This is a genomic window from Propionivibrio limicola (assembly GCF_009469695.1).
Taxonomy (GTDB): Bacteria; Pseudomonadota; Gammaproteobacteria; order Burkholderiales; family Rhodocyclaceae; genus Propionivibrio; species Propionivibrio limicola.
Genome location: NZ_SSSR01000024.1, coordinates 14,416 through 37,837, shown reverse-complemented (window position 1 = coordinate 37,837; position 23,422 = coordinate 14,416). Strand labels below are relative to the sequence as shown.

General features: G+C 63.6%; 24 protein-coding genes. 5 read left to right on the top strand and 19 right to left on the bottom strand.

Annotated elements, in window-relative coordinates; genetic code table 11:
* Positions 1 to 3: 3 nt before the first annotated feature.
* The 15 genes from GH659_RS13420 to GH659_RS13350 all read right to left on the bottom strand — a co-directional run bounded on the left by GH659_RS13420 (position 4) and on the right by GH659_RS13350 (position 14,406).
* Entirely contained in the window at positions 4 to 381 is a 378-nt protein-coding gene (locus GH659_RS13420) for a GxxExxY protein (protein ID WP_153111946.1), read from the bottom strand.
* A gap of 51 nt (positions 382 to 432) precedes the next feature.
* Positions 433 to 1,908 (bottom strand): anthranilate synthase component I, encoded by a 1,476-nt coding sequence (gene trpE, locus GH659_RS13415; RefSeq protein WP_153111945.1) that lies wholly within the window; start codon positions 1,906 to 1,908, stop codon positions 433 to 435.
* Positions 1,909 to 2,088: 180 nt separating this feature from the next.
* Complete coding sequence (locus GH659_RS13410; protein WP_153111944.1) at positions 2,089 to 2,778, bottom strand: phosphoglycolate phosphatase; 690 nt, start codon at positions 2,776 to 2,778, stop codon at positions 2,089 to 2,091.
* A gap of 5 nt (positions 2,779 to 2,783) precedes the next feature.
* The gene (gene rpe, locus GH659_RS13405) at positions 2,784 to 3,473 is read right to left on the bottom strand and encodes a ribulose-phosphate 3-epimerase (RefSeq protein ID WP_153111943.1); all 690 of its coding nucleotides are present in this window, start codon (positions 3,471 to 3,473) and stop codon (positions 2,784 to 2,786) included.
* A gap of 215 nt (positions 3,474 to 3,688) precedes the next feature.
* The gene (locus tag GH659_RS13400; RefSeq protein ID WP_153111942.1) at positions 3,689 to 4,315 is read right to left on the bottom strand and encodes an FHA domain-containing protein; all 627 of its coding nucleotides are present in this window, start codon (positions 4,313 to 4,315) and stop codon (positions 3,689 to 3,691) included.
* A 13-nt stretch (positions 4,316 to 4,328) separates the two neighbouring features.
* On the bottom strand, positions 4,329 to 5,228 hold the full coding sequence (locus GH659_RS13395) for a Stp1/IreP family PP2C-type Ser/Thr phosphatase (protein WP_153111941.1): 900 nt from the start codon (positions 5,226 to 5,228) through the stop codon (positions 4,329 to 4,331).
* Positions 5,229 to 5,289: 61 nt separating this feature from the next.
* Positions 5,290 to 6,249 carry an ornithine cyclodeaminase family protein gene (locus tag GH659_RS13390; RefSeq protein WP_153111940.1) on the bottom strand — a complete coding sequence of 320 codons (960 nt, stop codon included), beginning with the start codon at positions 6,247 to 6,249 and terminating at the stop codon, positions 5,290 to 5,292.
* Between the two features lie 137 nt (positions 6,250 to 6,386).
* Positions 6,387 to 7,280, bottom strand: coding sequence for a succinate--CoA ligase subunit alpha (sucD, locus tag GH659_RS13385; protein ID WP_153111939.1), 894 nt, complete (start codon positions 7,278 to 7,280; stop codon positions 6,387 to 6,389).
* Positions 7,281 to 7,292: 12 nt separating this feature from the next.
* Positions 7,293 to 8,453, bottom strand: coding sequence for an ADP-forming succinate--CoA ligase subunit beta (sucC, locus tag GH659_RS13380; RefSeq protein ID WP_153111938.1), 1,161 nt, complete (start codon positions 8,451 to 8,453; stop codon positions 7,293 to 7,295).
* A 70-nt stretch (positions 8,454 to 8,523) separates the two neighbouring features.
* The gene (locus GH659_RS13375; RefSeq protein ID WP_153111937.1) at positions 8,524 to 9,081 is read right to left on the bottom strand and encodes a DUF2889 domain-containing protein; all 558 of its coding nucleotides are present in this window, start codon (positions 9,079 to 9,081) and stop codon (positions 8,524 to 8,526) included.
* A 194-nt stretch (positions 9,082 to 9,275) separates the two neighbouring features.
* Positions 9,276 to 10,055, bottom strand: coding sequence for a phosphate ABC transporter ATP-binding protein (locus GH659_RS13370; RefSeq protein ID WP_153111936.1), 780 nt, complete (start codon positions 10,053 to 10,055; stop codon positions 9,276 to 9,278).
* Positions 10,031 to 10,909, bottom strand: a complete 879-nt coding sequence (locus GH659_RS13365) for a PstA family ABC transporter permease (protein WP_211364247.1) — start codon at positions 10,907 to 10,909, stop codon at positions 10,031 to 10,033. The genes GH659_RS13370 and GH659_RS13365 overlap by 25 nt, the downstream gene beginning before the upstream one ends.
* A 4-nt stretch (positions 10,910 to 10,913) precedes the next feature.
* Complete coding sequence (locus tag GH659_RS13360; protein ID WP_153111957.1) at positions 10,914 to 11,750, bottom strand: PstC family ABC transporter permease; 837 nt, start codon at positions 11,748 to 11,750, stop codon at positions 10,914 to 10,916.
* A 72-nt stretch (positions 11,751 to 11,822) separates the two neighbouring features.
* Complete coding sequence (locus GH659_RS13355; RefSeq protein ID WP_153111934.1) at positions 11,823 to 12,662, bottom strand: phosphate ABC transporter substrate-binding protein; 840 nt, start codon at positions 12,660 to 12,662, stop codon at positions 11,823 to 11,825.
* A 109-nt stretch (positions 12,663 to 12,771) separates the two neighbouring features.
* Positions 12,772 to 14,406 (bottom strand): methyl-accepting chemotaxis protein, encoded by a 1,635-nt coding sequence (locus GH659_RS13350; protein WP_153111933.1) that lies wholly within the window; start codon positions 14,404 to 14,406, stop codon positions 12,772 to 12,774.
* Positions 14,407 to 14,548: 142 nt separating this feature from the next.
* On the opposite strand from GH659_RS13350, the gene GH659_RS13345 reads away from it, so the two are divergent.
* Positions 14,549 to 16,333, top strand: a complete 1,785-nt coding sequence (locus tag GH659_RS13345) for a M61 family metallopeptidase (protein WP_153111932.1) — start codon at positions 14,549 to 14,551, stop codon at positions 16,331 to 16,333.
* Positions 16,334 to 16,337: 4 nt separating this feature from the next.
* Here the strand turns inward: GH659_RS13345 and GH659_RS13340 are convergent, their stop codons facing one another.
* Entirely contained in the window at positions 16,338 to 17,672 is a 1,335-nt protein-coding gene (locus GH659_RS13340) for an MATE family efflux transporter (protein WP_153111931.1), read from the bottom strand.
* A 285-nt stretch (positions 17,673 to 17,957) separates the two neighbouring features.
* Here GH659_RS13340 and GH659_RS13335 point away from each other — a divergent pair, with 285 nt between their 5' ends.
* Complete coding sequence (locus GH659_RS13335; protein ID WP_153111930.1) at positions 17,958 to 18,155, top strand: hypothetical protein; 198 nt, start codon at positions 17,958 to 17,960, stop codon at positions 18,153 to 18,155.
* Between the two features lie 404 nt (positions 18,156 to 18,559).
* On the top strand, positions 18,560 to 18,700 hold the full coding sequence (locus GH659_RS13330; protein WP_153111929.1) for a hypothetical protein: 141 nt from the start codon (positions 18,560 to 18,562) through the stop codon (positions 18,698 to 18,700).
* Between the two features lie 323 nt (positions 18,701 to 19,023).
* Here GH659_RS13330 and GH659_RS13325 read toward each other — a convergent pair whose 3' ends face one another.
* Complete coding sequence (locus tag GH659_RS13325) at positions 19,024 to 19,767, bottom strand: Nif3-like dinuclear metal center hexameric protein (RefSeq protein WP_153111928.1); 744 nt, start codon at positions 19,765 to 19,767, stop codon at positions 19,024 to 19,026.
* A gap of 34 nt (positions 19,768 to 19,801) precedes the next feature.
* Here GH659_RS13325 and GH659_RS13320 point away from each other — a divergent pair, with 34 nt between their 5' ends.
* Positions 19,802 to 20,995, top strand: a complete 1,194-nt coding sequence (locus GH659_RS13320) for a trypsin-like peptidase domain-containing protein (protein ID WP_153111927.1) — start codon at positions 19,802 to 19,804, stop codon at positions 20,993 to 20,995.
* A gap of 17 nt (positions 20,996 to 21,012) precedes the next feature.
* Here GH659_RS13320 and GH659_RS13315 read toward each other — a convergent pair whose 3' ends face one another.
* A complete protein-coding gene (locus GH659_RS13315) occupies positions 21,013 to 21,726 on the bottom strand; it encodes a DsbC family protein (RefSeq protein WP_153111926.1) in 714 nt (237 codons plus the stop codon).
* Between the two features lie 59 nt (positions 21,727 to 21,785).
* The gene (locus tag GH659_RS13310; protein ID WP_153111956.1) at positions 21,786 to 22,955 is read right to left on the bottom strand and encodes a UbiH/UbiF family hydroxylase; all 1,170 of its coding nucleotides are present in this window, start codon (positions 22,953 to 22,955) and stop codon (positions 21,786 to 21,788) included.
* 96 nt (positions 22,956 to 23,051) lie between these two features.
* On the opposite strand from GH659_RS13310, the gene GH659_RS13305 reads away from it, so the two are divergent.
* A complete protein-coding gene (locus GH659_RS13305) occupies positions 23,052 to 23,411 on the top strand; it encodes a hypothetical protein (RefSeq protein ID WP_153111925.1) in 360 nt (119 codons plus the stop codon).
* Positions 23,412 to 23,422: the final 11 nt, after the last annotated feature.

The following is a 23,422-nucleotide window of genomic DNA, read 5'->3' as shown; positions in this document are numbered from 1 at the left end:
CAATTACAAGCCGTTCGCTACTCGCTTGACCCCTGACTTCAAAATTCTTTCGTTGAAATTTATCAGCAATCCAATCGATTTACCGGTTAACCGCAGGTAGGTAAGCAGTTGTGCTTCGTGGATGGGCTGGATGCGTTCGACGGCCTTGATTTCGACGATCAACCGATCATTGGCCAACAAGTCGATTCGAAACCCATCGCCAAGCGCGGCCCCCTTATATGCCAGAGGAACAGGCTTCTGGCGCTCGACTCGAAGCCCTTGCATTGCCAACTCGCGCTCCAGCGCCAATTCATAGGCCGATTCCAGCAGACCGGGACCCAATACACGATGCACTTCAATCGCCGCTCCGATCACATTGCCCGACAGCACATTTTCTTCCATCTCTGCGCCCTCTGTATCTCTGCGATCTCTGCGTTGAATGCGGTTAATCGTTCAATCCAGCCGCGTATCCAGTCCCTGTTCGGCCAACTCGGCGGCGCGGAGGACGGCTCGGGCTTTGTTTTGCGTTTCCTGCCATTCGGAGGTCGGGTCGGAGTCGGCGACGATGCCGGCGCCGGCCTGGACGTGGAGTTGGCCGTCTTTGAGAATTGCCGTGCGGATGGCGATCGCCAGATCCATGTCGCCGTTGAAGCCGAGGTAGCCGACGGCGCCGGAGTAGATGCCGCGTTTTACGGGCTCGAGTTCGTCGATGATTTCCATCGCCCGCACTTTCGGGGCGCCGGAGACGGTGCCGGCCGGGAAAGTGGCTTTCAGCACGTCAAGCGCGTCGAGGCCGGGCTTCAGTTTGCCTTCGACGTTGGAAACGATGTGCATCACGTGCGAGTAGCGCTCAATGGTCATGTTTTCGGTGAGCTTGACCGTGCCGACTTGGGCGACGCGGCCGGCGTCGTTGCGGCCGAGATCGAGAAGCTGGACGTGCTCGGCACGTTCCTTTTCGTCGGCCAGCAGTTCTGTCGCCAGCGCCTGATCTTCCTCGAAGGTGGCGCCGCGCTTGCGGGTGCCGGCGATCGGGCGCACCGTGACCGTATCGCCTTCGAGGCGGACGAGGATTTCCGGCGAAGCGCCGACGACGTGAAAATCGTCGAAGTCGAAGTAGAACATGTACGGCGACGGGTTGAGCGAACGCAACGAACGGTAGAGCGCCAGCGGGCTGGCGGCGAACGGTTTGCTCATGCGCTGCGAGAGGACGACCTGCATGATGTCGCCTTCGGTGATGTAGCTCTTGGCCTTGCGCACGGCGGCCTTGAATTCTTCTTCGCCGAAAACTGAGACAGGCGGTTGCGACGCGGCCGGTTTTTCTTCCGGCAAACGGGCCGGTTCGCGCAGTTGCGCGAGCAGCGCCTTGAGACGTTCGCGTGCCTGCTGGTAGGCGCCGGGCTCGGTCGGGTCGGCATAGACGACGAGCGTCAGCTTGCCGGACAGGTTGTCGACGACAACGATTTCCTCCGAGAGCAGCAGGACGATGTCCGGCGTGTCGATGTCCGCGGCTTTGCGGCCGCGCTCCAAGCGCTGTTCAATGTAGCGCACCGTGTCGTAGCCGAAGCAGCCGACGAGGCCGCCGCAGAAGCGCGGCAGGCCGGTCGACGGTGCGGCACGGAAGCGTTCCGTGAACGATTCGATGAAATCGAGCGGGTTGATGTCGGCGGCTTGTTCGGCGATGCGTTCGCCATCGAAGACCGTGACTTCGTGCTCGCGGACGACGAGGCGCGTGCGGCTGCGCAGGCCGACGATCGAGTAGCGGCCGAAGCGTTCGCCGCCCTGCACCGATTCGAGTAGGTAGGTGTACGGTTCGTTGGCGAGCTTGAGGTAGATCGACAGCGGCGTGTCGAGGTCGGCGAACGTCTGGAGGGTGACGGGGATGCGGTTGTAGCCGGCAGCGGTGAGCTGGTTGAACTGAACTTCAGTCATGAGAAAACTCCACAAACAAGATCTGCACAAAGATTTGTACAACGAGAAGCGGGCACGCCGTGGATAAAAACGGTCGTGCCGGTACGGGCCTGGGATCAGCTACAGGGTCGCCAGGGCCAAGCCTCCGCCCAGAATGCGGGCTCAAGATGCAGGTTGTTGTGGAGTACGTTCATGGAGTGATCAGTTCGGGCTGTAGCGAATGCGATCTACAGCGGATTCGATGGTCGGGACTATAGCATCACAGGCGAGTTCCTGCACATCGCGGCCCTCGTTGTAGCCGTAGGGCACGAGGAAGACGCGGCAGCAGGCGGCTTGGCCGGCGAGCGCGTCATTGACCGAATCGCCGATGAACAGCGCTTCGGCAGGCGAGACGCCAAAGCGGCCGCAGGTCCAGATGAGCGGCATCGGGTCGGGCTTGATCTTCGGCAGGCGGTCGGCGCAGACGACGGCGTCGAAGAACGGCGCGAGACCAGTTTTTTCGAGCAGCGGTAGCGTGAAGGCTTCGGTCTTGTTGGTGATGACGGCGAGCGGCAAACCCATTGCCCTGAGCGCCCGCAGCCCTTCGATAACGCCGGGGTAGGGCTGCGTGCTGAGTCCATTCTCGCGCGCATAGTGGCGCTTGAAGCTGTCGAGCGCTTCGGCCGGCGGCGGGTTCTCGTCGGTGATTTCAAGCGAGTTCGAAAGAAGCCGCTTGACGAGGTTGTTGATGCCGCGGCCGACGTAGCGGCGGATGGCATCAACCGGCAGTTCTGGCCGGCCGAGGTCGCGCAGCATGGCGTTCGATGCGGCGTGCAGGTCGGGCACGGTGTCGAGCAGCGTGCCGTCGAGGTCGAGCAGGACGGCGCGAACGTTGATTGCGGTAGCGTTCATCGTGATCAAACCTTCGCCAGTTCGGCGCGCAGGGCGGCGATGACCGAGTCGTAGCGGTGCGGATCGCTGTCCTTGCCGGCACCGTAAACGGCGGAGCCGGCGACGAAGGCATCGGCACCGGCGCGGGCGATCTCGGCGATGTTGTCGACCTTGACGCCGCCGTCGATTTCCAGACGGATGCGGCGGCCGCTCTCCTGCTCGTAGGCGTCGATTTTCGCCTTGGCGGCGCGCAGCTTGGCGAGCGTCGACGGGATGAATTTCTGGCCACCGAAGCCGGGGTTGACACTCATCAGCAGGACAACGTCGAGCCGATCCATTACGTAATCCATGTATTCGAGCGGCGTCGCCGGATTGAACACCAGGCCGGCCTGACAACCGCTTTCGCGGATCAGCGACAGGCTGCGGTCAACGTGCTCGGAGGCTTCCGGATGGAAGGTGATGATGTTGGCGCCGGCCTTGGCGAAATCGGGAATGATGCGGTCGACAGGCTTGACCATCAGGTGCACGTCGATCGGCGCTTGCGTCAGCGGGCGGATGGCTTCGCAGATCATCGGTCCGATGGTCAGGTTGGGCACGTAATGGTTGTCCATCACGTCGAAGTGAATCCAGTCGGCGCCGGAGTCGATGACGTTGGTGATTTCCTCGCCAAGCTTGGTGAAGTTGGCGGAGAGGATGCTGGGAGCGATGAGGTACATGGGCTGTTCTGGCGAGCGGAGAAAGGCGCGCATTTTATCGCGAAAGGGTGGCGGCCTGCGTTGCCCGAAGTTGACGCTTGTAGTCAGCTACAAAAAGCGAACCACCAAGACGCCAAGAACACCAAGAAGCACCAAGAAAAACATCTCGAATTTCTTGGTGAAACTTTGTGCCCTTGGTGTCTTTGTGGTGAAAATCGTCGCTGACTTGGGCGGTGTCAGCGTTTCAGTGTGAATTCCATTCTGACGCCGGCGATTTCGATGATGTCGCGGTCAGACAGGGGGGCGGGGTGGTCGCCGAGCGGGCGGTCGTTGAGGAGCGGCGGCGGGAGGTCGGGCAGGCGGCTGAGCTGGTAGCCGCCGGGCAGGCGGCTAATTACGCCGACCTGGACGCCGGGTTTGCCGAGCGTCGTCTGCGGTTTGGTCAGTTCGACGGAGCGCCCGGCGTTCTTTCCGTTGAGGATGTGGATCGAGGCGCCGGCTGGCTGTGCGTTTTTGGCGGTGGTCGCGGCATCCGTAAAGTCGGTGGACGCGCCGTGGATTTCGTCGGGCGTCGGTTCGTCGATCAGGTATTTGAGCTTGTACTTGCCGAGGCTGACGACGTCTTCGTGCATGAGCTGCCGCTTCTTGACGGCCTGCCCGTTGACCTGAGTGCCGTTAGTGCTGTTCAGGTCTTCAAGGAACGAATCGTCGAGAATCGTCACGATCACGGCGTGCTCACCGCTGATCGCGAGGTTGTCGATCTGGATGTCGTTCACCGGTTTGCGGCCGATGGTCATGCGCTCCTTGTCGAGCGCGATTTCCTTGAGCACGAGGCCGTCCATGCTCAGAACGAGCTTTGCCATGGTCTGCGTCCTTTTATGAAAAACGTGTCGTGAGTTTCGACAGCCAGCCGGTGGCGACAGCGGCGCCGGCATCCCCGGCGGCAACGTCACTGCTTCCGGCGGACGTCGGGCGTTCGGGGGTGCCCCGGAAGTCGGCAGCTATCCTGACCAGGATCAGCGAGATGTTGTCGCGGCCGCCGCGCTCGTTGGCCATGTCGATGAGATGGCAGGCTGCCGTGTTGAGGTCGTCGGCCTCGTTGTTCTGCAGGACGCGCTTGATCTGCCGTTCGGGCAGCATGTCGGTCAAACCGTCCGAGCAGAGCAGGAACAGGTCGCCGAGGCGAACATCGTGTTCGGCGATTTCGGTCCGGGCGTCTGCTTCAGCGCCCAAGGCCCGCGTAAGAACGTGCCGGTTCGGCGAAAGCCGGGCTTCGGCGGCCGTGATTTTCCCCTCGTCGAGTTGCTCCTGCAGGAGCGAATGGTCATGCGTCAGCAGGGAAAAATCTTCACCGCGCAGCCGGTAGCAGCGCGAATCGCCGATGTGCGCGACCATGACGCGGTTGTCGAAGAACAGGGCGGCGGCCAGGGTGGTGCCCATGCCGGCGCATTCGGGATGGCGGGCAGCGGCTTGCAGGATGGCCATGTTGGCGGACTGGATGCTGTCGCGCAGGCAGTCGTGAGCGTACGGCTGGCCGCTTGGCGGGTGCGTCGCGCAGGCCGGGCGGCCGGCGAGAGAAAAACCGATGCGGCTGGACAGATGCATGATGGCCAGGCTGCTGGCCACTTCGCCCGCGTTGTAGCCGCCCATGCCATCGGCGAGCAGGACGAGGCCGAGGTCCGGGTTGGCAAAAACGGCATCCTCGTTGTGCTCGCGCACCCGGCCGGTGTCCGAGTGGAGTGCGATGTCGAGGGCGTGGTGCAGGCGGGTGGGCATGGGCGGTGTGGCAGGCCGGGGCGTGTCGATGGACGACAATCGCCCGGACTGCCGGGCGCGCTTAGCCGCCGTAGGGCAGCTGAACGCCGAGCCCCTGTTCGCGCGCCAGTGCTTCGAGGCGGACGGCGACGGCGATGTCCTGGATGGCCATGCCTTGCGATTCGAAGAGGGTGATGTCTTCCGGCGAGGTGCGGCCGGGGTGCTTGCCGAGGATGATGTCGCCGAGTTCGACGAGCTGGCGTTCGTTGAGGCGGCCCTTTTCGAGCAGCGGCAAGAGGTCGCCGGCTTCCTTGAGCGCGGTTTCGACGGTGTCGACGACGATCGGCTTGCAGATTTTCAGCGTGTCCTCGCCGACTTCGCGGCGGATGAGCGCGTTCGATCCGGCGGCGTTGATGTGCGTGCCGGGCGAGAGCCAGGCGGCGTCGAACAGCGGATTGGTGGCGGTGGTGATGGTGCTCACGATGTCGCTGTTGCGGACGGTTTCTTCCGGTGAGGCGGTGGGCACGACGTCGATGCCGAGACGGTCGGTCATCCTGGCGCAGAAGGCGTCGAGACGTTCCTTGTTGCGGGCGAAGACCTTGACGCGGCGCAGCTTGCGCACGGCGGCGACGGCCTCGATGTTGCCTTCGGCCTGCCAGCCGGCGCCGAAGACGCCGAGCACTTCGGCATCCGGGCGCGCCAGCCACTTGGTGGCGACGCCGGAGGCGGCGCCAGTGCGCATCATGCCGAGGTAGTCGGCTTCGAGCACGACGCGCAGCACGCCGCTCGCCGCACTGAACACATGCACGAGGAAGCGGACGCCCGAGCGGTTGCTGGTGTAGGCCTTGTAGCCGATCGCGTCGCGGCCGGGCAGCGCGCCTTGCAGGATGTGCAGCGCGGTTTGCGGTAGACGGGTGCGCTGGCGCGGAATGTCGATCGCCTTGTTGAGCGACAGCTCCTTGTGGGCTTCTTCGACGGCTTCGAGCGTCAGCGGCATGGTCAGCAGCTGGCGGACTTCGTTTTCATTGATGAACAGGGCCATAAAATCTCCGGGCTCGGTGGTGGCTGTTTGGAATATGGAATCGGAACAGCGGAGATTTTAGCGGCATTTAATGACGGGCAGGGCGGACGTTTTTTTCTTGCTGATCCGGAAAGAAAACGCCCGCCCTGCGGTGACGCTTACAGCAGCGATTTGAGCAACCGTCCCATTTCCGACGGATTGCGCGTGATCGTGAAGCCGCACTCTTCCATGATGGCGAGTTTGGCTTCGGCGGTGTCGGCGCCGCCGGAAATCAGCGCACCGGCATGGCCCATGCGCTTGCCGGCCGGGGCGGTAACGCCGGCGATGAAGCCGACGACCGGTTTCTTCATGTTGGCCTTGCACCAGGCGGCGGCTTCGGCTTCGTCCGGCCCGCCGATCTCGCCGATCATGATGACGGCGTCGGTATCCGGGTCGTCGTTGAACAGCCGCATGATGTCGATGTGCTTGAGACCGTTGATCGGGTCGCCGCCGATGCCGACCGCCGACGACTGGCCGAGGCCGATTTCGGTGAGCTGAGCGACAGCCTCATAGGTCAGCGTGCCGGAGCGCGAGACGACGCCGATGCGCCCCTTCCGGTGGATGTGGCCGGGCATGATGCCGATCTTGATTTCCTCGGGCGTAATCAGGCCGGGGCAGTTCGGGCCGAGCAGCCGCGTTTCCTTGCCGCCGGCGGCGACCTTCTGTTTCATCTTGTTGCGCACCATCAGCATGTCGCGCACCGGGATGCCTTCGGTGATGCAGACGACGAGGTCAAGATCGGCTTCAACGGCTTCCCAGATGGCATCGGCGGCACCGGCCGGCGGCACGTAGATGACGGAAACGGTAGCGCCGGTATCGGCGGCGGCGTCCTTGACCGAAGCGTAGATCGGGATGTCAAAGACCTTCTCGCCGGCCTTTTTCGGATTCACCCCGGCGACGAAGCAGTTCTTGCCGTTGGCGTATTCCTGGCATTTTTCGGTGTGGAACTGGCCGGTCTTGCCGGTGATGCCCTGCGTGATGACCTTGGTGTTCTTGTTGATCAGAATCGACATGAAAACTCTCCCTTACTGGACCGCGGCAACGATCTTGGTGGCCGCTTCGGCCATGGTGTCGGCGGCAATGATCGGCAGACCGGAATCCTTGAGCAGTTGCTTGCCGATGTCCTCGTTGGTGCCCTTCATGCGCACGACGAGCGGCACGGTGAGCTTGGTTTCGCGGGCGGCGGCGATGACGCCGTTGGCAATCGTGTCGCACTTCATGATGCCGCCAAAAATATTGACGAGGATGCCCTTGACGTTACTGTTGCCAAGCATGATCTTGAACGCGGCCGTCACCTTCTCGGTGGTAGCACCGCCGCCAACGTCGAGGAAGTTGGCCGGTTCGCCGCCAAACAGCTTGATCGTATCCATCGTCGCCATCGCCAGCCCGGCGCCGTTCACCAGACAGCCGATGTTACCGTCGAGCGAGATGTAAGAGAGGTCGTATTTCGAGGCTTCGATCTCGTTCGGGTCTTCCTCGTCGATGTCGCGGAAGGCGACGATGTCCGGGTGGCGGAACAGCGCGTTGGCGTCGAAGTTGAATTTTGCGTCGAGCGCCTTGATGTTGCCGTTGCCCTCAAGGATCAGCGGATTGATTTCGGCCAGCGAGGCGTCGGTCTCCATGTAACAGGCGTAGAGGCTCTTGAACACGGCGACAGCCTGCGCCTGCGAGTCAGCCGGGATGCCGATGCCGGCGGCGAGTTCGCCAGCCTGTGCATCAGTGAGGCCAACGAGCGGATCGACGAAGACCTTGATGATCTTCTCCGGCGTTTTGTGCGCGACTTCCTCGATGTCCATGCCGCCTTCGCTGGAAGCCATCATGACGACTTTCTGCGTGGCGCGGTCGGTGAGCGCGGCGACGTAGTATTCCTTCCGGATGTCGGCGCCTTCCTCGATCAGCAGGCGGCGCACCTTCTGCCCTTCCGGTCCGGTCTGGTGGGTGACGAGCTGCATGCCGAGAATCTGGCCGGCGTACTGGCGCACTTCGTCGAGCGACTTAGCCACTTTCACGCCGCCGCCCTTGCCGCGCCCGCCGGCGTGAATCTGCGCCTTGACGACCCAGACCTTGCCGCCGAGCGCTTCGGCTGCTTGCACCGCGTCATCGACGGTCGGGCAGAAAATGCCGCGCGGCACCGGTACCCCGAACTTCCGGAGCAGTTCTTTTCCCTGGTATTCGTGAATCTTCATGCGCTCCCCCTTGTTGGTCTTGAGCTTGCGTGCAACGAATCAAACGAATCGGGCAGGTGCGAACTTCCTCCTACCCGCGATGGTGGTCGCGGTACCAGCGCGGGTAATAGCGCCGGACCACGTCCGAAGTCACTCCAAGTGCGTGGCAACCGTCGAGATGCGCCGGCATCTGATCGCCATCGTGCCGGTCTTCATGCTTGACCTCACCGGCGAAGGTCTGGAAGGCCGCCGTCGGCATCGCCATCAGCAGTTCAGACAGGTGGGTGCAGCCTTTGGTGCCGCGGAATATCTCCTTCACCGCCTTGACGAAACCCTTGAACAGATTGAGCCCGACCACCTTGCGGTAGTCAGGCAGGATGCCTTCGCAGGTGCCGGTAAAAGGCGTCGATTTGGCGCAGGCGACGATGTCGAGCACGTTCATCTTGGTGTCGATGGTGAGGCGCACGCGAATGTCGTGAATCGGCTCACCCGGTTGCCGGGTGCCGGTATGCAGCGGAAACGGGTTGTCCTTGGTGTCGACGAGTTGCCCTTCGATGTCCCATAGGCCGTCGGCACGCTTGAAACCCTCAAAGGCGATGCGGCGTTGATGGAGGCGGGTGCGGTCGATGGTGGAGGGCGGTAACGGCATGTCGCGGTCCTGAAATACGGTTAAAGCGGAATCAATATCTGGCCGGATCAATCTAGCACAAATGCCCGCAACGACCGCGCGTAGAGGCGCTTCCCGCTGTCGATAATCATCCCGACGTTTCCTTTCCCGGCTCATCAGACAGCGGGTTGGAGTGCGCCGCTGCGAATTTGTTCAACGCGCCGGAAGGGCATGTCTCAGACGAGTTCGTCGAGCGCCGACATCAGCGCTTCCTTGTCGCGGAACGTGCTCTCCGGCAGCGCCTCGATGCGTTGCCCGTCGTGCAGGACGAATACCTGGTCGGCGAGCCGGTGTGCCTGGCTCAGGCTGTGCGACACGACAAGCAGCGTATAGCGCAACTTGAGCTCGGCGAGCAGTTCCTCGATCTGGCGCGCCGCCTTGAAGTCGAGCGAGGCCGTCGGTTCATCGAGGAGCAGGATGTCCGGGCGCAGCGCCAGCGTGCGCGCCAGACACAGGCGCTGCTGCTGGCCGCCGGAGAGCGTGGCGGCCGGGGCACCGAGGCGGTTCTTTACCTCATTCCACAAATGCACTTCGCGCAACGCCTGTTCGGTGCGCGCTTCGCATTCGGCGGCGCCCAGCCCGAGCGTCACCGCGAGCGGCAGGGAGAGGTTGCGGGCGATGGACAGCGGCAGCACGTTCGGCGACTGGAAGACCATGCCGGCGCGCCGCCGCAGTTCTTCGACCGGCGTGGACGGCGCGTAGGCGTCGAGTCGCGTCGCGCCCAGTTGCAGTTCGATCTGGCCGCACGTCGCGCAGCCGGGCAGGCATTCGTTGAGGCGGTTGATGGCGCGCAGCAGCGTCGTCTTGCCCGAGCCGGAGCGGCCGAGCAGGAAGGTCAGGCCGCCGGCCGGGATGTCGAGGCTAAGGTCGCGCAGCACCGGCCGGTTGGCAAAGCTCACCGACAGGTGGCGGATGCGGATGGCCGCGGGGTTCAGGGCGTCGGTTCGGTGGTCCATTGTCGTTCGAGGCGGGTTTGCAGGACGCGCGCGGCGAGGAACATCAGGCCGGTCAGCGCGAGCAGGACGAGCGCGGCGGCGAAGGCCTGCGTCAGTTCGGCCGGCGACTGGTGTTCGGCGGCAAGGTAGTAGATGTGGAAGGGCAGCGCCTCGTACTTGCCGGTGAGCGAGGCGGGCGCGCCGGCATTGGCGACGACGCCGGTCATCAGGATGACCGCCGTATCTTCGGCGGCGCGGCCGACGGCCAGCATGACGCCGCTGAAAATGCCCGGCAGCGCCGCCGGCAGCAGCAGATGGCGGACGGTGCGGCCGGGCGACAGGCCGAGGCTGGCGCCGGTCAGGCGCAGTTGCAGCGGCAGGTTTTCGAGGGCGAGGCGCGTCGTGCCGATCACGTACGGCAGCACGAGCACGGCGAGGCACAGCGCCGAAAGCAACAGGCCGGTGTTGGCGTCCGGGGCGACCGTCCGACGCAGGAACAGGATCAGCGCGAAACCGAACAGGCCCATGAGGATCGACGGGATGCCGGCGAGCAGGTCGATGGCGAACGCCAGCAGCGCCTTGGCGCGACCCGTCGCGTATTCGGCAAGGTAGATGCCGCTGGCCACGCCGAGCGGCACGGCGATGGCCGTCGCCAGAGCGACCAGCGCCAGCGTGCCGAGACAGGCCGGCCACAAGCCGTCGAAGACGGGGGCACCGCGCAGCGCGGCGAGCGGCGGCGTGTCGGCGAAAAAAAGCGCCAGCGAGAGGCCCGGCACGCCGCGCCAGAGCAGAAAGCCGAGCAGCGCCAGGAGGATGGCCGGCACGCCCAGCGCGGCCAGCCAGGCGCCGGCCTGCGCCAGTTTTTCGGGGGGCACTGGTTTACTCATGGCGCAGGCGGCGCAGCGCCAGATTGACCAGCAGCGAGACCATGAACAGGATCACGCCGCAGGCGAACAGCGAACCGTAAGCGGCGCTCTGGCTGTCGGTCGCCACCACCAGCGCGATGTGCGAGGTCAGCGTGCGCAGCGGGTCGAGTGGCGAGTGCGGCAGTAGCGGCGCATTGCCGGCCAGCATCAGCGGGATCAGCGTATCGCCGATGGCGCGGCCGAAGCCGAGCGCGGCGGCGACCAACAGGCCGCGCGTCGACAGCGGCAAGGTCAGCCGCAGCACCTGTTGGGCCGGCGTGAAGCCGAGGGCGGCGGCCGTCAGTTGCGTTTGCGCGTGGATCGTCCGGAACTGGCTGTCGAGGATCAGCACGATGGTCGGCAGGATCAGCATGGCCAGGGTGAGGCCGGCTGCCAGCCAGGAAAAACCGGAGCCGGAGAAGCCGGCGCGGATCAGGGGGATGAGCAGAAAAGCCGATACCAGCCCGTAAACGACGGTCGGCACGCTCGTCATGCCGCGGACGATGCCGAGCAACGGTCGCGCCGCCCATGTCGGCCCCAGCCCGTGCATGAAACAGCACAGGCCAAGGCCGAGCGGATAGGCGAGCAGCATGGCCGAGCCGGCGAGGCAGAGCGAACCGGCGAGCATCGGCAGGATGCCGAATTCGCCTTGTTGCGGCCGCCATTGCCACGAGAGTAGCGAAGAGAGCGTCTCGCCGGTGAACACGGGCGCGGCGAACCACAGCAGAAAACCGAAGATGGCCAGCACCGACAGCGCCGAGACAAGCGTGGCGAAAAGCAGCAGGCTGGGCGTGATGTTGCCGCGGGGCATGGAGTGAGGGATGCGGGCGGTGAAACGGGACACCGGCTTTCGCCGGGGCGACGAATCAGGAAGCGGGTTGTGTTAGAGCGGCAAATAACCGGCGCCGGCCGTGATCTGCTTGCCGTCCGGGCCGAGGATGTACTTGATGAAGTCGGCGGTCAGGCCGTGCGGTTCGCCCTTGGTGTTCATGTAGAGCTTGCGCACGATCGGGTACTTGCCGGTGCGGGCGTTGTCCTGCGTCGGCGCGATGCCGTCGAGCGTCGGCGCCTTGATCGTTTCGTCGATGTGGCCGATCGAGACGTAGCCGATGGCGTCCTGATCGCTGGCCAGCGCCGACTTCATAGCACCGTTCGAAGCGACGACGTTGGCGTTGGCGGCGATGGTGCCCTTCTTGAGCAGTTTTTCCCAGAACACTTCGCGCGTGCCGCTTGCCTCGTCGCGGGTGTAGAGGTGGATGGCCGCGTCGCGGCCGCCGACGGCTTTCCAGTTGCCGATCTTGCCGGCAAAGATGTCCTGCACCTGTGCGGCGGTGAGGTTGCCGACCGGGTTCTTCGGATGGACGGTGGCAGCGACGCCGTCGATGGCGAAGGCAAACGATTTCAGCCCGTACTTGGCGACTTCCTCGTCGGAGAGCGGCCGGCCGGTGTTGCCGATGTCGACAAGCCCCTCGCCGACCTTCTGCACGCCGACGCCCGAGCCACCGGCGGCGACGCTGATGCGGATTTCCCGGCTGGTCTGCATGACGCGCTTGGCGGCTTCCTTCATCACCGGGATGTGCGCCGTGCCGCCGGCGATGTCGATCTTGCCTTTCTTGCCGGCGAAAACGTCGAGTTCGCCGGCCAAAGCGCTACCGGTCAGCAGGGTCGAGCAAACAACAGCGGCCAGCAGGCGGCCAGTAAGACGGGAGAGTTCAAATTTCATCGGGGATTCCTCATGCAAAAAACGGCAAAGGCCGCACTATACCGGCCGCGCCGCCTGCCAACAAAAACGGCGAGCCGGATGACTCGCCGTCGGTGGGGTAGATGTGGTGTCAGACCGTGAACTGATTCACCGACTTGTTCATCCGGTCGACGATTGCTTCGAGCTTCTGGACCATGGATTCCGTCTGATTGACGACGGCGACGTTCTGTTCGGTCATCGCGGCGACCTGCTCGACGTTCTGCGCCAGTTGCGTCATCGCTTCCTGCTGTTCGCTTGAAGCGTGCGAAATTTCATTGACGCGCTGGATGGTGTCGCCCATCTCGTTGTCGATGCGCTGCAGCGCGTCCTGCGCCGAATGCACGAGCGTGACGCCTTCCTCGACCTGCGCGGCGCCGGCGCGCATGCCGTCGACGGCGGCCTGCGTTTCCTTCTGGATGAGATCGATCATGCTGCTGATTTCTTCGGTCGCCTTGCCCGTGCGCTCGGCGAGCTTGCGCACTTCGTCGGCCACCACCGCAAAGCCGCGCCCCTGTTCGCCGGCGCGGGCGGCTTCGATGGCGGCGTTCAGGGCCAGCAGGTTGGTCTGGTCGGCGATTTCCTTGATCGCGCCGGCAATCTGGCTGATCTCGGCGGAGCGCTGGCCGAGTGTTTCGACCTGTTCGGCCGACTGCTTGACGGTCTGCGCCAGCGAATTGATCGTCAGGCAGGCTTCGTCCGAGCGCTTGACGCCTTCGCGCGAGGTTTCGCCGGCGCTGGCCGCGACGTCGCGCGTCGAACGCGCATGCTCGGCGACTTCGCCGATCGATACGGTGACTTCCTCGACCGCGGCGGCGGCCGACGAGGTGGCTTCGCTCTGGCGCTGCGCCGACTGCATGGCGACCCGCACGCCGCTATCGACTTCCCGCGTCGTTTCGCTGACGTGCTTGGCGGTGTCGGCCATGCCCTGCACGGTGGCCTGCACCGACGAGACGAACACATCCATCCGACGGGCGATGGCGCCGAGCAGGTCGGAGCGCGTTGTCACCAGGCGTTGTTTGAGATTGCCGGAGGAGAGCACGTCGTCCATCCAGTGGCCGATCGATTCCAGATCGCGGTTGACCTTGGGCGCGAACCAGCCGATGAAATAGAGGGCGTAGGCGACGGCGAAGATCATCAATCCGACGCGCGCTTGTGTCAGGACCTCGTCTGAGAAGGCCTGCCCGGCCAGATCGAGCAGGCCGAGCGCCAGTACCAGCAGCCCCATGAATACCATCTGGCCGCGCAGCGAGAACAGCGCCGTGAGGAGGGCCGGGCGTTTGTGCACGGCCTGCCCGTGGCGCACCAGCAGCTTGTTGTTGCCGTCGTTGATGCGCCGGTAAGCGGCTTCGGCGGCCAGGATTTCCTGCCGGTCGGGGCGGCTGCGCACCGACTGGTAGCCGACGACCTGCCCGTTTTCGCGCACCGGCGACACATTCGCGACCACCCAGTAGAAGCCGCCGTCCTTGCGCCGGTTCTTGACGATGCCGCGCCAGGGCAGGCCGGCTTTCAGGTCGCGCCACATGTCCTCGAAGGCGGCGATCGGCATGTCCGGGTGACGCACCATGTTATGCGGCTGGCCGAGCATCTCTTCCCGCGAAAAGCCGCTGATCAAGCAGAAGGCGTCGTTGGCCTCGGTGATGAGACCCTTCAGGTCGGTGCGCGAATAGATGAATTCGTTGTCCGGCAGTATGGATTCCGTATTCGTTACGGGGAGATTTTTTCTCATTGTCTTCTCCAGCGGAGGCGGTGGTGAGGAAGGGGGATGGTATGCCGCAGAACTTTCGCACGATTATATACAGCGCCGCCGCTTTGTTATCGTTAATAATTCGGCACTCCCAACTGCGTGCCGATCAACCGGTTTTACTTCCATGTCTTCCGATTCGATTCACTACCGCCTGTCTCCAGCCGACCCTGCCGCGCATCATTTCGAAGTTGTCTGTCGCGTTGAACATCCCGATCCAGATGGTCAGCGCTTTGCTTTGCCGGCGTGGATTCCGGGCAGTTACCTGATCCGCGATTTCGCCCGCCACATCGTTGCCATCCGCGCCGAGTCGGCGGGCAAGCCGGTGCGCCTCGACAAACTCGACAAGCACACCTGGCAGGCGGCGCCGCTCAAGCGCGGCCAGCCGCTGACCGTGACCTGCCTCGTCTATGCCTGGGATCTCTCGGTGCGCGGCGCGCATCTCGATCGCACGCACGGTTTCTTCAACGGCACCAGTGTTTTTCTGCGCGTCATCGGGCAGGAGGAATCGCCGTGTCTCGTCGACATCCGGCCGCCGGCCGGCGAGGCATTCAAGGACTGGCGCGTGGCCACCTCGCTCGAACCGGCCGTCGGCGTCGAAGGCGCTGCGAAACCTTACGGTTTCGGTTCTTACCGCGCTGAAAGCTACGACGATCTCATCGATCATCCGGTCGAGATGGGAACTTTTACGCTCGCTACCTTCGAGGCGTGCGGCGTGCCGCACGACATTGCGATCACCGGCCGCCACGATTGCGATCTCGAGTGCCTGACCGCCGACCTCAAGCGCGTCTGCGAATGGCAGATTCGTTTCTTCGGCGAGCCGGCGCCGATGTCGCGCTACGTCTTTCTCGCCACGGCGGTCGGCGATGGCTATGGCGGTCTTGAGCACCGCGCCTCGACGGCGCTGCTCTGCTCGCGCAACGACCTGCCGTATCCGGGCATGGAAGGGCTGCCGGAAAGTTACCGCACCTTCCTCGGCCTGTGCAGCCACGAGTATTTCCACACCTGGAACGTCAAGCGCATCAAGCCGGCCGCTTTCGTGCCTTATGACCTCGAACGCGAGAACTACACGACGCAGCTCTGGGCCTTCGAAGGAATCACCTCGTATTACGACGACCTCGCCCTGCTGAAGAGCGGCGTCATCGCGCAAAAAGACTGGCTCGAACTGACCGCTAAGGCGATCAGCAACGTGCACCGCGCCCCCGGCCGCCTGCGCCAGTCGCTCGCCGAATCGAGCTTCGATGCCTGGAGTAAGTTCTACCGGCCGGATGAAAACACGCCGAACGTCGTCGTCAGCTACTACGCCAAGGGCGCGCTGGCCGCGCTGGCGCTCGATCTGACGCTGCGCCGGGAAAGCGAAGGCCGGATTTCGCTCGACGACGTGATGCGCACGCTCTGGGAGCGTTTCGGGAAAACGGGTTTGGGCGTTGGCGACGACGACATCCGCCGGGTGGCCGAAGAACTGTCGGGCTGCGATCTCAAGCGGTTTTTTGCCGAGGCGATCCACGGCACGCGCGACCTGCCGCTGAAGAAACTGCTCGCGCCGTTCGGCATCCGCCTCGACTGGGAGTGCGCCACAAACAACGCCAAGACGCCGTCACTCGGCGTCAAAACCAGCGCCGACGGCAACGAGCTCAAGCTGGCGACCGTCTACGACGGCGGGCCGGCGCAGCAGGCCGGGCTGGCCGCCGGCGACGTGCTGGTTGCCATCGATGGCCTGCGCATCAAGCCGTCCGAGTTCGACAAACGGCTCAGCCGCTTGCGCGCGGGCGACTGCATTACGGCGCACGCTTTCCGCCGCGACGAACTGATGGAATTCTCCGTTCGCCTCGATCCCCCGGCGGCGGATACGGCCAAGCTTCAAACGGGGAAAACGGCCAACGCCTTGCGCCAGGGCTGGCTCGGCGACTGAACGGTCAGTCGCGCAACTCGCCCATTGCCCGCCAGAGCAGGCCGCCGAGCAGGGCGGTGGCAAAGACGAGGCTGAGCAATGAGGCCAGCCAGAAGCCGGCGGCGCCCATCGGCGCGTCTGTCCGGAAGGCCAGCCACCAGCCGCCGAAGAGGCCGAGGCCCCAGAAGCCGCTGATATGGACCAGCATCGGCACGAAGGTGATCTTGTAGCCGCGCAACGCATGTGCGGCGACGGTCTGCGCGGCATCGAAAATCTGGTAGGCCGCCATATAAACGATCAGCGACAGACAGACCTCGCGCACGGCGGGGTCGTTGGTGTACGCGGTGACGAGCGGCTTCTGGATCAGCCAGAGCAACAGGCCAAGTGCCGACGACAGTGCGCTGGCAATGGTGATGCCGGCCAGCGCCGAAGCCCGCGCCCGTACCCAGTCGCTGGCGCCAGCGGCCAGGCCGACCTGCGCCAGCGTCGCCACGGCCAGCGACAGCGGCAGCATGTAGCAGATGCCGGCGAGGTTGGCGACGACCCGGTGTCCGGCGACGACCGGCGCGCCGAGTTGGGCGACGAACAGGGCGATCAAGGTGAACGCCGAGATTTCGACGAAGCTCGACAGGCCCATCGGCAGGCCGAGCTTGAGCAGGGCTTTCTGGGCGGCGAGGTGCGGTGCTTTCCAGCCGTGCAGCAGGCGATAGGCGGTCAGGTGGCGGCTGCGCACCATGTAGGCGATGCCGGCGCCGAGCGCCAGCCAGCCGATCAGGGCGTTCGAGATGCCGCAGCCGAGCGCGCCGAGGCCTGCGCCGCCCCAGGCGCCGGTGACCAGTGCGCCGGCCAGCAGGCCGTGCGCCAGCGTGCAACACAGCGAAATGACCATCAGCGGGCGCGGCAGCCCGACAGCGATGCAGAAGGCGTAAAAGGTACGGTACAGCAGCGAGGCGGGCACGCCCCAGGCCAGCATGGCGAGGTAGGCACGCGCCTTGGTCTCGACGGCAGGCTCGATGCGGGACAGGGCGAGCAGCGGGTCTGGATAAAGCAGGCACAGGAAGCCGGGGACGGACAGGAAAAGTGCCAGCCAGAATCCCTGGTGCAGCGCGCCCGCCATTTCGTCGTCCCGGCCGGCCCCCTTGAGGTGGGCCACGGTCGGTGACACCGCCTGGACGACGCCGGCCAGCGCCAGAATGATGGCGATATAGATGCCGCCGCCGACGGCGACAGCGGCCAGGTCTTCCGTCCCGAAGTGTCCGAGCAGCACCGTGTCGATCACCATCATGCCCATCGAGGCGAGTTGGGCAATGAGCATCGGCAGGGCGTTGACGAGGATCAGTCGGGATTGTCGGGCAAACATGAACGAGCAGTGGGGCTGGCGAAACGGCGAAGGCTAGCGCATTTCCGGCCGGCGTTGGCGGATTGTCTGCGTTGCGATGCTGCAAAAATGCACTTGTAATTTCCTTGTAAGGCCTTTGTAACAAGAATGATTCACGATGACACAACGGCATGACAGTCGAACGAAACGTTACAAAACAAGGGGCAAGCTGAAACAGACGTGCCGGGCGATGACCCCTATCATCAATCCCGTCGGAACAGAAAGAGACCGTTCTGATTTTTAACTGGCTTAAACAAGGAGATAAACATGCCTGCTTATTATTTTTTTGAAAATGCGTTTGAAACCGCCTTCGTTGTTGCGGCGCTGGCCATGATTGCCGGCTATGTCGCTGTCAAGGTGTTCGCCTTCCTCGAAGCTACCTTTGTTGTGCCGGATACCGCCAAGGCAGCCAGATCCGAGGCGGCCACGCGGTATGCGATCGCCGGCGCTGTGGCTGCACACTAAGAAGACTCTTTCATGAGTCCTCAACCCCCGGCCGGAAAATGGTTTTTGCAGGCGTGCCAGATCGGCGGTGCGTCCATGTCGAGACTGGCTTGGTTTCAATGAACCGAGTTTTCCGGCCGGCCTGGCTTCAATCGCTTTTGTTGCTCAGGCTTCGGCATTCCTCTCGCCGTAGCTGCCATTCGCCCGTTCCCGCCTTCCCCTGCACTTTTTTTTCGGCTTCGCCGCGTGGCGTAAAAATGCTGAAACACTGCGCTGCCATGATTTGGTCATCGTCTTCTTACAGTCCGTTACAAAGCAGGAAAACACCTGCAACAGACATCGGGGCGGACGGTAAGTAAGATAAAAAGCGTGAAGTTGATGTGCCTCCCCGAGGTTTTTCGGGTGTGTTTTGAAAGGAGAAAATCATGACGACTGCTGTCGTATCCAATCCATCACCAATTGCCTTTCAGCTCAATTCTGACATGGCAGATATTGAAGAGCGGATCACTTCGTTCTTGCTGGTGCTGTTCTGGTTGGTAATTTCCTACTTCCTGATCGCGTTTTGATCGCGCCATCTGAGCGAGTTGAAATGAAAAACTGCAAGTCATTTCCGGATAGCCGTACCGCGAACCCTGAGCGCCTTTTGGGCGAGCCGTCGGTTTCGTCGTGCAGCTTCCCTTTGGCTTGGATAAAGCCGGAGCCGGTTCAGGCCATCGTCGGTCGGACCCATCAATATAAAGTCGCGTGCCATCCTCCGGTGCATTCTTCGGCTGGCGTTCTGCCTGCCTGATCTGCTCTCCGCAGAGCCCCCCAGAAACCTGATTGAAAAGTTGCCGATGCCACAGGTGCCGGCGCGGGATTCGTTATCGCTTTTCTCGTCGCCTGACCCTCAGGCCGGGTTGTCGATGTCGATGAATTCGCATTCCAGTCCGAATCGTTGCTGTATCTCCGCAGCCAGCGCCATCGCGCCGTAGCGCTCGGTGGCATGGTGGCCGGCGGCGATGTAGGCCATGCCGGTTTCGCGTGCCAGATGCACGGTCTGCTCGGAAATCTCGCCGGAAAGATAGGCGTCGACGCCCAGCGCCAGCGCTTGCTCGAAGTAGCCTTGAGCGCCGCCCGAGCACCAGGCAATGCGGCGGATCGGCGTGTCGGCATCGCCAATGACGAGCGGCTGACGCTGCAGGCGGTCGCCGACGTTGCGTGCCAGTTCGGCCAGGGATTGCGGACTTGTTGATCCGTAGTAGCCGATGTCCTGATCGCCGAAGCGGCCGTCAACGGTCCAGCCAAGCCGGCGGGCAAGCTGCGCGTTGTTGCCGAGTTCAGGATGCGCATCGAGCGGCAGGTGATAAGCGATCAGGTTGATGTCGTGCTTGAGCAGGGCTTGCAGACGGGCCTTGCGGAAGCCGGTCACGCGGCCGTCTTCGCCGCGCCAGAACCAGCCGTGATGAACGAGCAGGGTGTCGGCATCGCGGGCAATCGCCGTGTCGACCAACGCTTGGCTGGCGGTGACGCCGGCGACGATGCGTCGCACTTCGGCGCGTCCTTCCACTTGCAGGCCGTTTGGGGAATAATCCTTGAAGCGTCCTGCCTCAAGCCGTTCGTCGAGAGCGCGTACGAGTGCATCACGTTTCATCGTTTTTCTTCCTTGTCTTTGTTTCCAAATTTTCATGCGCAGACTCTGGCTGATTTTTGCACAAACCGTTACGGTTGGTCTTGCCGTCTTCTTCGTGATTGGAGTGCTCCGGCCAGAGTGGCTCGATTTGGCCCGGCCGGTCGGCAACAACACGGTTGCCGTTCAGCAGGTGCCCGCGTCGGCGGCTGGGGCGGGTGTTGCCGCCGGCTCTTTACGCGATGCGGCGCGCCAGGCGCTGCCGGCCGTGGTGCACATCTTCACGACGCAAAAGGTGCGCTCCGCGCGTGTGCCGCTGATCGAAGATCCATTGTTCCGGCATTTCTTTGGCGATCGCCAGGACGGCGGCGGCCAGGTTAACTCCGGCCTCGGCTCCGGGGTGATCGTCAGCCAGAGCGGCTATGTTCTGACCAATTTCCATGTGGTCGAGAGCGCTGACCAGATCGAGGTAGCCCTCAACGACGGGAAATCGCTCAAGGCGCATATGGTCGGTGGCGACCCCGAGACCGATCTCGCCGTCCTCAAGCTCGATAGCGCCAATGGCGAGGAAATCAGCCTGCCGGCGATCACGCTGGGCCAGATGGAGGATGTCGGTGTCGGCGACGTCGTGCTGGCCATTGGCAACCCGTTCGGCGTTGGCCAGACGGTGACGATGGGGATTGTTTCCGCGCTCGGGCGGTCGCACCTTGGCCTGAATACCTTCGAGAATTTCATTCAGACCGATGCGGCGATCAATCCGGGCAATTCTGGCGGCGCGCTCGTCGATAGCCGCGGCAACCTGATCGGCATCAACACGGCGATTTATTCGCGTTCGGGCGGCTCACTCGGCATCGGGTTTGCCATTCCGGTTTCCACCGCCAGGAACGTGATGGAGGAGATCATCTCTACCGGCTCGGTGACGCGTGGCTGGATCGGCGTCGAGGCGCAGGAAATGACCGAGGAACTGGCCGAGTCGTTCGGTCTGAAGGAAGTGGAGGGGGCCCTGGTCGCCGGTGTTCAGCGGGGCGGGCCGGCTGACGCGGGTGGCGTCAAACCGGGCGATGTCCTTTTGACGGTGGGCGGAAAAGCGGTGACGGATCCGCAGGTCATGCTCGATCTGATCGCCGCGCAGAAACCTGGCGAGGTGGTGCCGTTCAGGCTCTGGCGCCAGAAGGCCGGGAAGACCGAACTGGTCGAGACCTCGATCCGCATCGGCAAACGGCCGAAACCGCCGGCTGCGTCGCGTCGCTGATCGCCCGCCCTTCGTCGTTACTTGCCGGCGCTCTGCGCTTCGTTCATCTTCTTTTCGAGTTGCGCCACCGGGACGGCGCCCGGGATGCGTTCGCCGTCGGTGAAGAAGATCGTCGGCGTGCCGGTGATGTTCAGACGCTGGCCGAGTTCGACGGTTTTCTGGATGGCGCTGGTGTCGCAGTCGCCCTTGCCGGACGGCGTTTTGCCGTCGACCATCCAGTCGTTCCATGCCTTGGCCTTGTCGGACGAGCACCAGATCTGATTGGACTTCTGCAGCGAATCGGGTGAGAGGATCGGCATCAGGAACGTGTAGATGGTGACGTTGTCGAGCTTGACGATGTCCTTGGCCAGCTTCTTGCAGAATCCGCAGTTCGGATCTTCGAAGGTGGCGATGACGCGCTTGCCGTCGCCGCGCACCTGCTTGACGGCGAACTCGAACGGCAAGTCCGAGAATTTGATGGCGGAGAGCTTCTGCATGCGTTCGGCGGTGACGTTCTTCATCGTTTTGCCGTCGATCAGCGTGCCGGCGATGATGGCGGTCTGCTTTTCGTCGGTGTAGATGATCTGGCCGTTGGCGTAGATTTCGTAGAGTCCGAGATAGGGGCTCTTGGTGACGCTGTTGACCTTGGTGCCGAGCTTGGCTTCGATCGCTTTCCTGACGCTGGCTTCATCCGCGAGCGACGGCTGGCAGATGAGCGCGGCCAGGGTGAGCGGCAGAAGTTTTTTGAGCATGGTGCTTCTCCGATACAGACGTGATGAAAAACGCGCTATGCAGCGCAAAAGGGGTCGGTTTAAAGGGCGCCGAGCGCGTAGCGCACGAGCAGGTTCTTGGCGATGGGCAGCCGGTTGGTCAGGCTCAGCCCGAGGTTGCGTAGCGCCGGAATGCCGGGCAGTGTCTCACGAAAAAGCTCGTGCAAGGCGTGCGTCGTGGTTTGCATGAGCACCGTTTCCTCGCGCCGGGCGCGCTGGTAGCGGCGCAGCAAGCGTTCGCTGCCGATGTCTTGCCAGTCGGGCGTGGCGGCGAGCAATCCGGCCAGTGTTTCGGCGTCCTGATAGCCGAGATTGATGCCGTGCCCCGACAGCGGATGAATGCCATGCGCGGCGTCGCCGATCAGGGCGAGGCGCGGCGCAACGGTGCGCGGGACGCGCATCAGGCGCAGCGGGAAGGCGGCTGGCGCGGTGAGCGGCGAGAGCCGGCCGAGTTCTTGTCCGCCGGCCTCTGCGACGCGTTCGCAAAGCGCTTCGGGCGACAGCGCGAGCAGTTCGGTGGCGTGCGCTTCCGGCGTCGACCAGACGATCGAAATACGCTCGCCCGGCAAGGGCAGCCAGGCGAGAACGCCGTCGCGGCAGAACCACTGGCGGGCGATGCCGCGATGCGGTTTCTCGCAGGCGAAATTGGCGACGACGCCCATCTCGCCGTAAGGCGTGTTGAGCGCCGAAAGCCCGGCCGTTTCGCGTACCCACGAGTCGCGCCCGTCGGCGCCGACGAGGAGCGCGGCGCTCAGCTTCTGACCGTCGTCGAGCGTCAGTTCGGCGGCGGCGTCCGAGATGGCGAGGGCGCGCGGCCGTGCCGGGCAGAACAGGGTGAGGTTGCTCTGCCGCTTGACGTTTTCCCACAGCTCGCACGCCATGTGCGAGGACTCGATGATCCAGCCGAGTTCGTCGACGCCGGTTTCGTAGGCGGAAAAATCGAGACGGGCGCCGCCGTCGCCGTGCACCTGCATGGCATGGATCGGTGCGAGGCGCGTCTTGTCGAGGTGCTTCCAGGCGCCGATTTTCTGGAGAAAGCGGGCGTTGGCCGGGGTGATCGCATAGACCCGGGCATCCCAGTCTCCCGCTGTGGCGGGGCGCTTCGGCGGGTGTTCTTCAACGAGCGCGATCTTCAGTCGCGTGTCGCGCAGGGCGCCGGCCAAGGCGAGGCCGGCGAGGCCGCCGCCAACGATTACGAGGTCAAACTGCATCAGGCGTTGCATCAGCGTCTACTCCGAGAAAGGGCGATTTTGCCTTGCCCGTCGAGCGTTTTACAAGGCAGCCAGCGCGTGTTAGAAGATTCGGCCATGAAAAATGTTTCAGCAAAACGCTACTTTCCGGCGATTGTGCGCGATACGTATGTTTCCCCCGTCGATGCCCTGATCGGTCTCTGCGTGCCGCAGGACGAGGCGATGGATCTGGTGGCCGCATCGTGGCGCCAGGGGGATGCGTCCGAACCCTTGTCGGTGGTGACGACGGTGGACGGTGGCCGTGCCGTGGCGGCCGTTTATGAGGCCGACGGGCGTTGGGCGGCGTGCAATGCGTTTCTCGAACATGCGTCGTCATCGCGGACGGACGCCGAAAGGCGCCTCAAAAAGCTGCTCAAGCGCGGACGGCGTGGATGCATTGGCGTTCTGGCCGGAGTCAGTGCCGAGCGGCCGGTATAATCGCCGCTTGC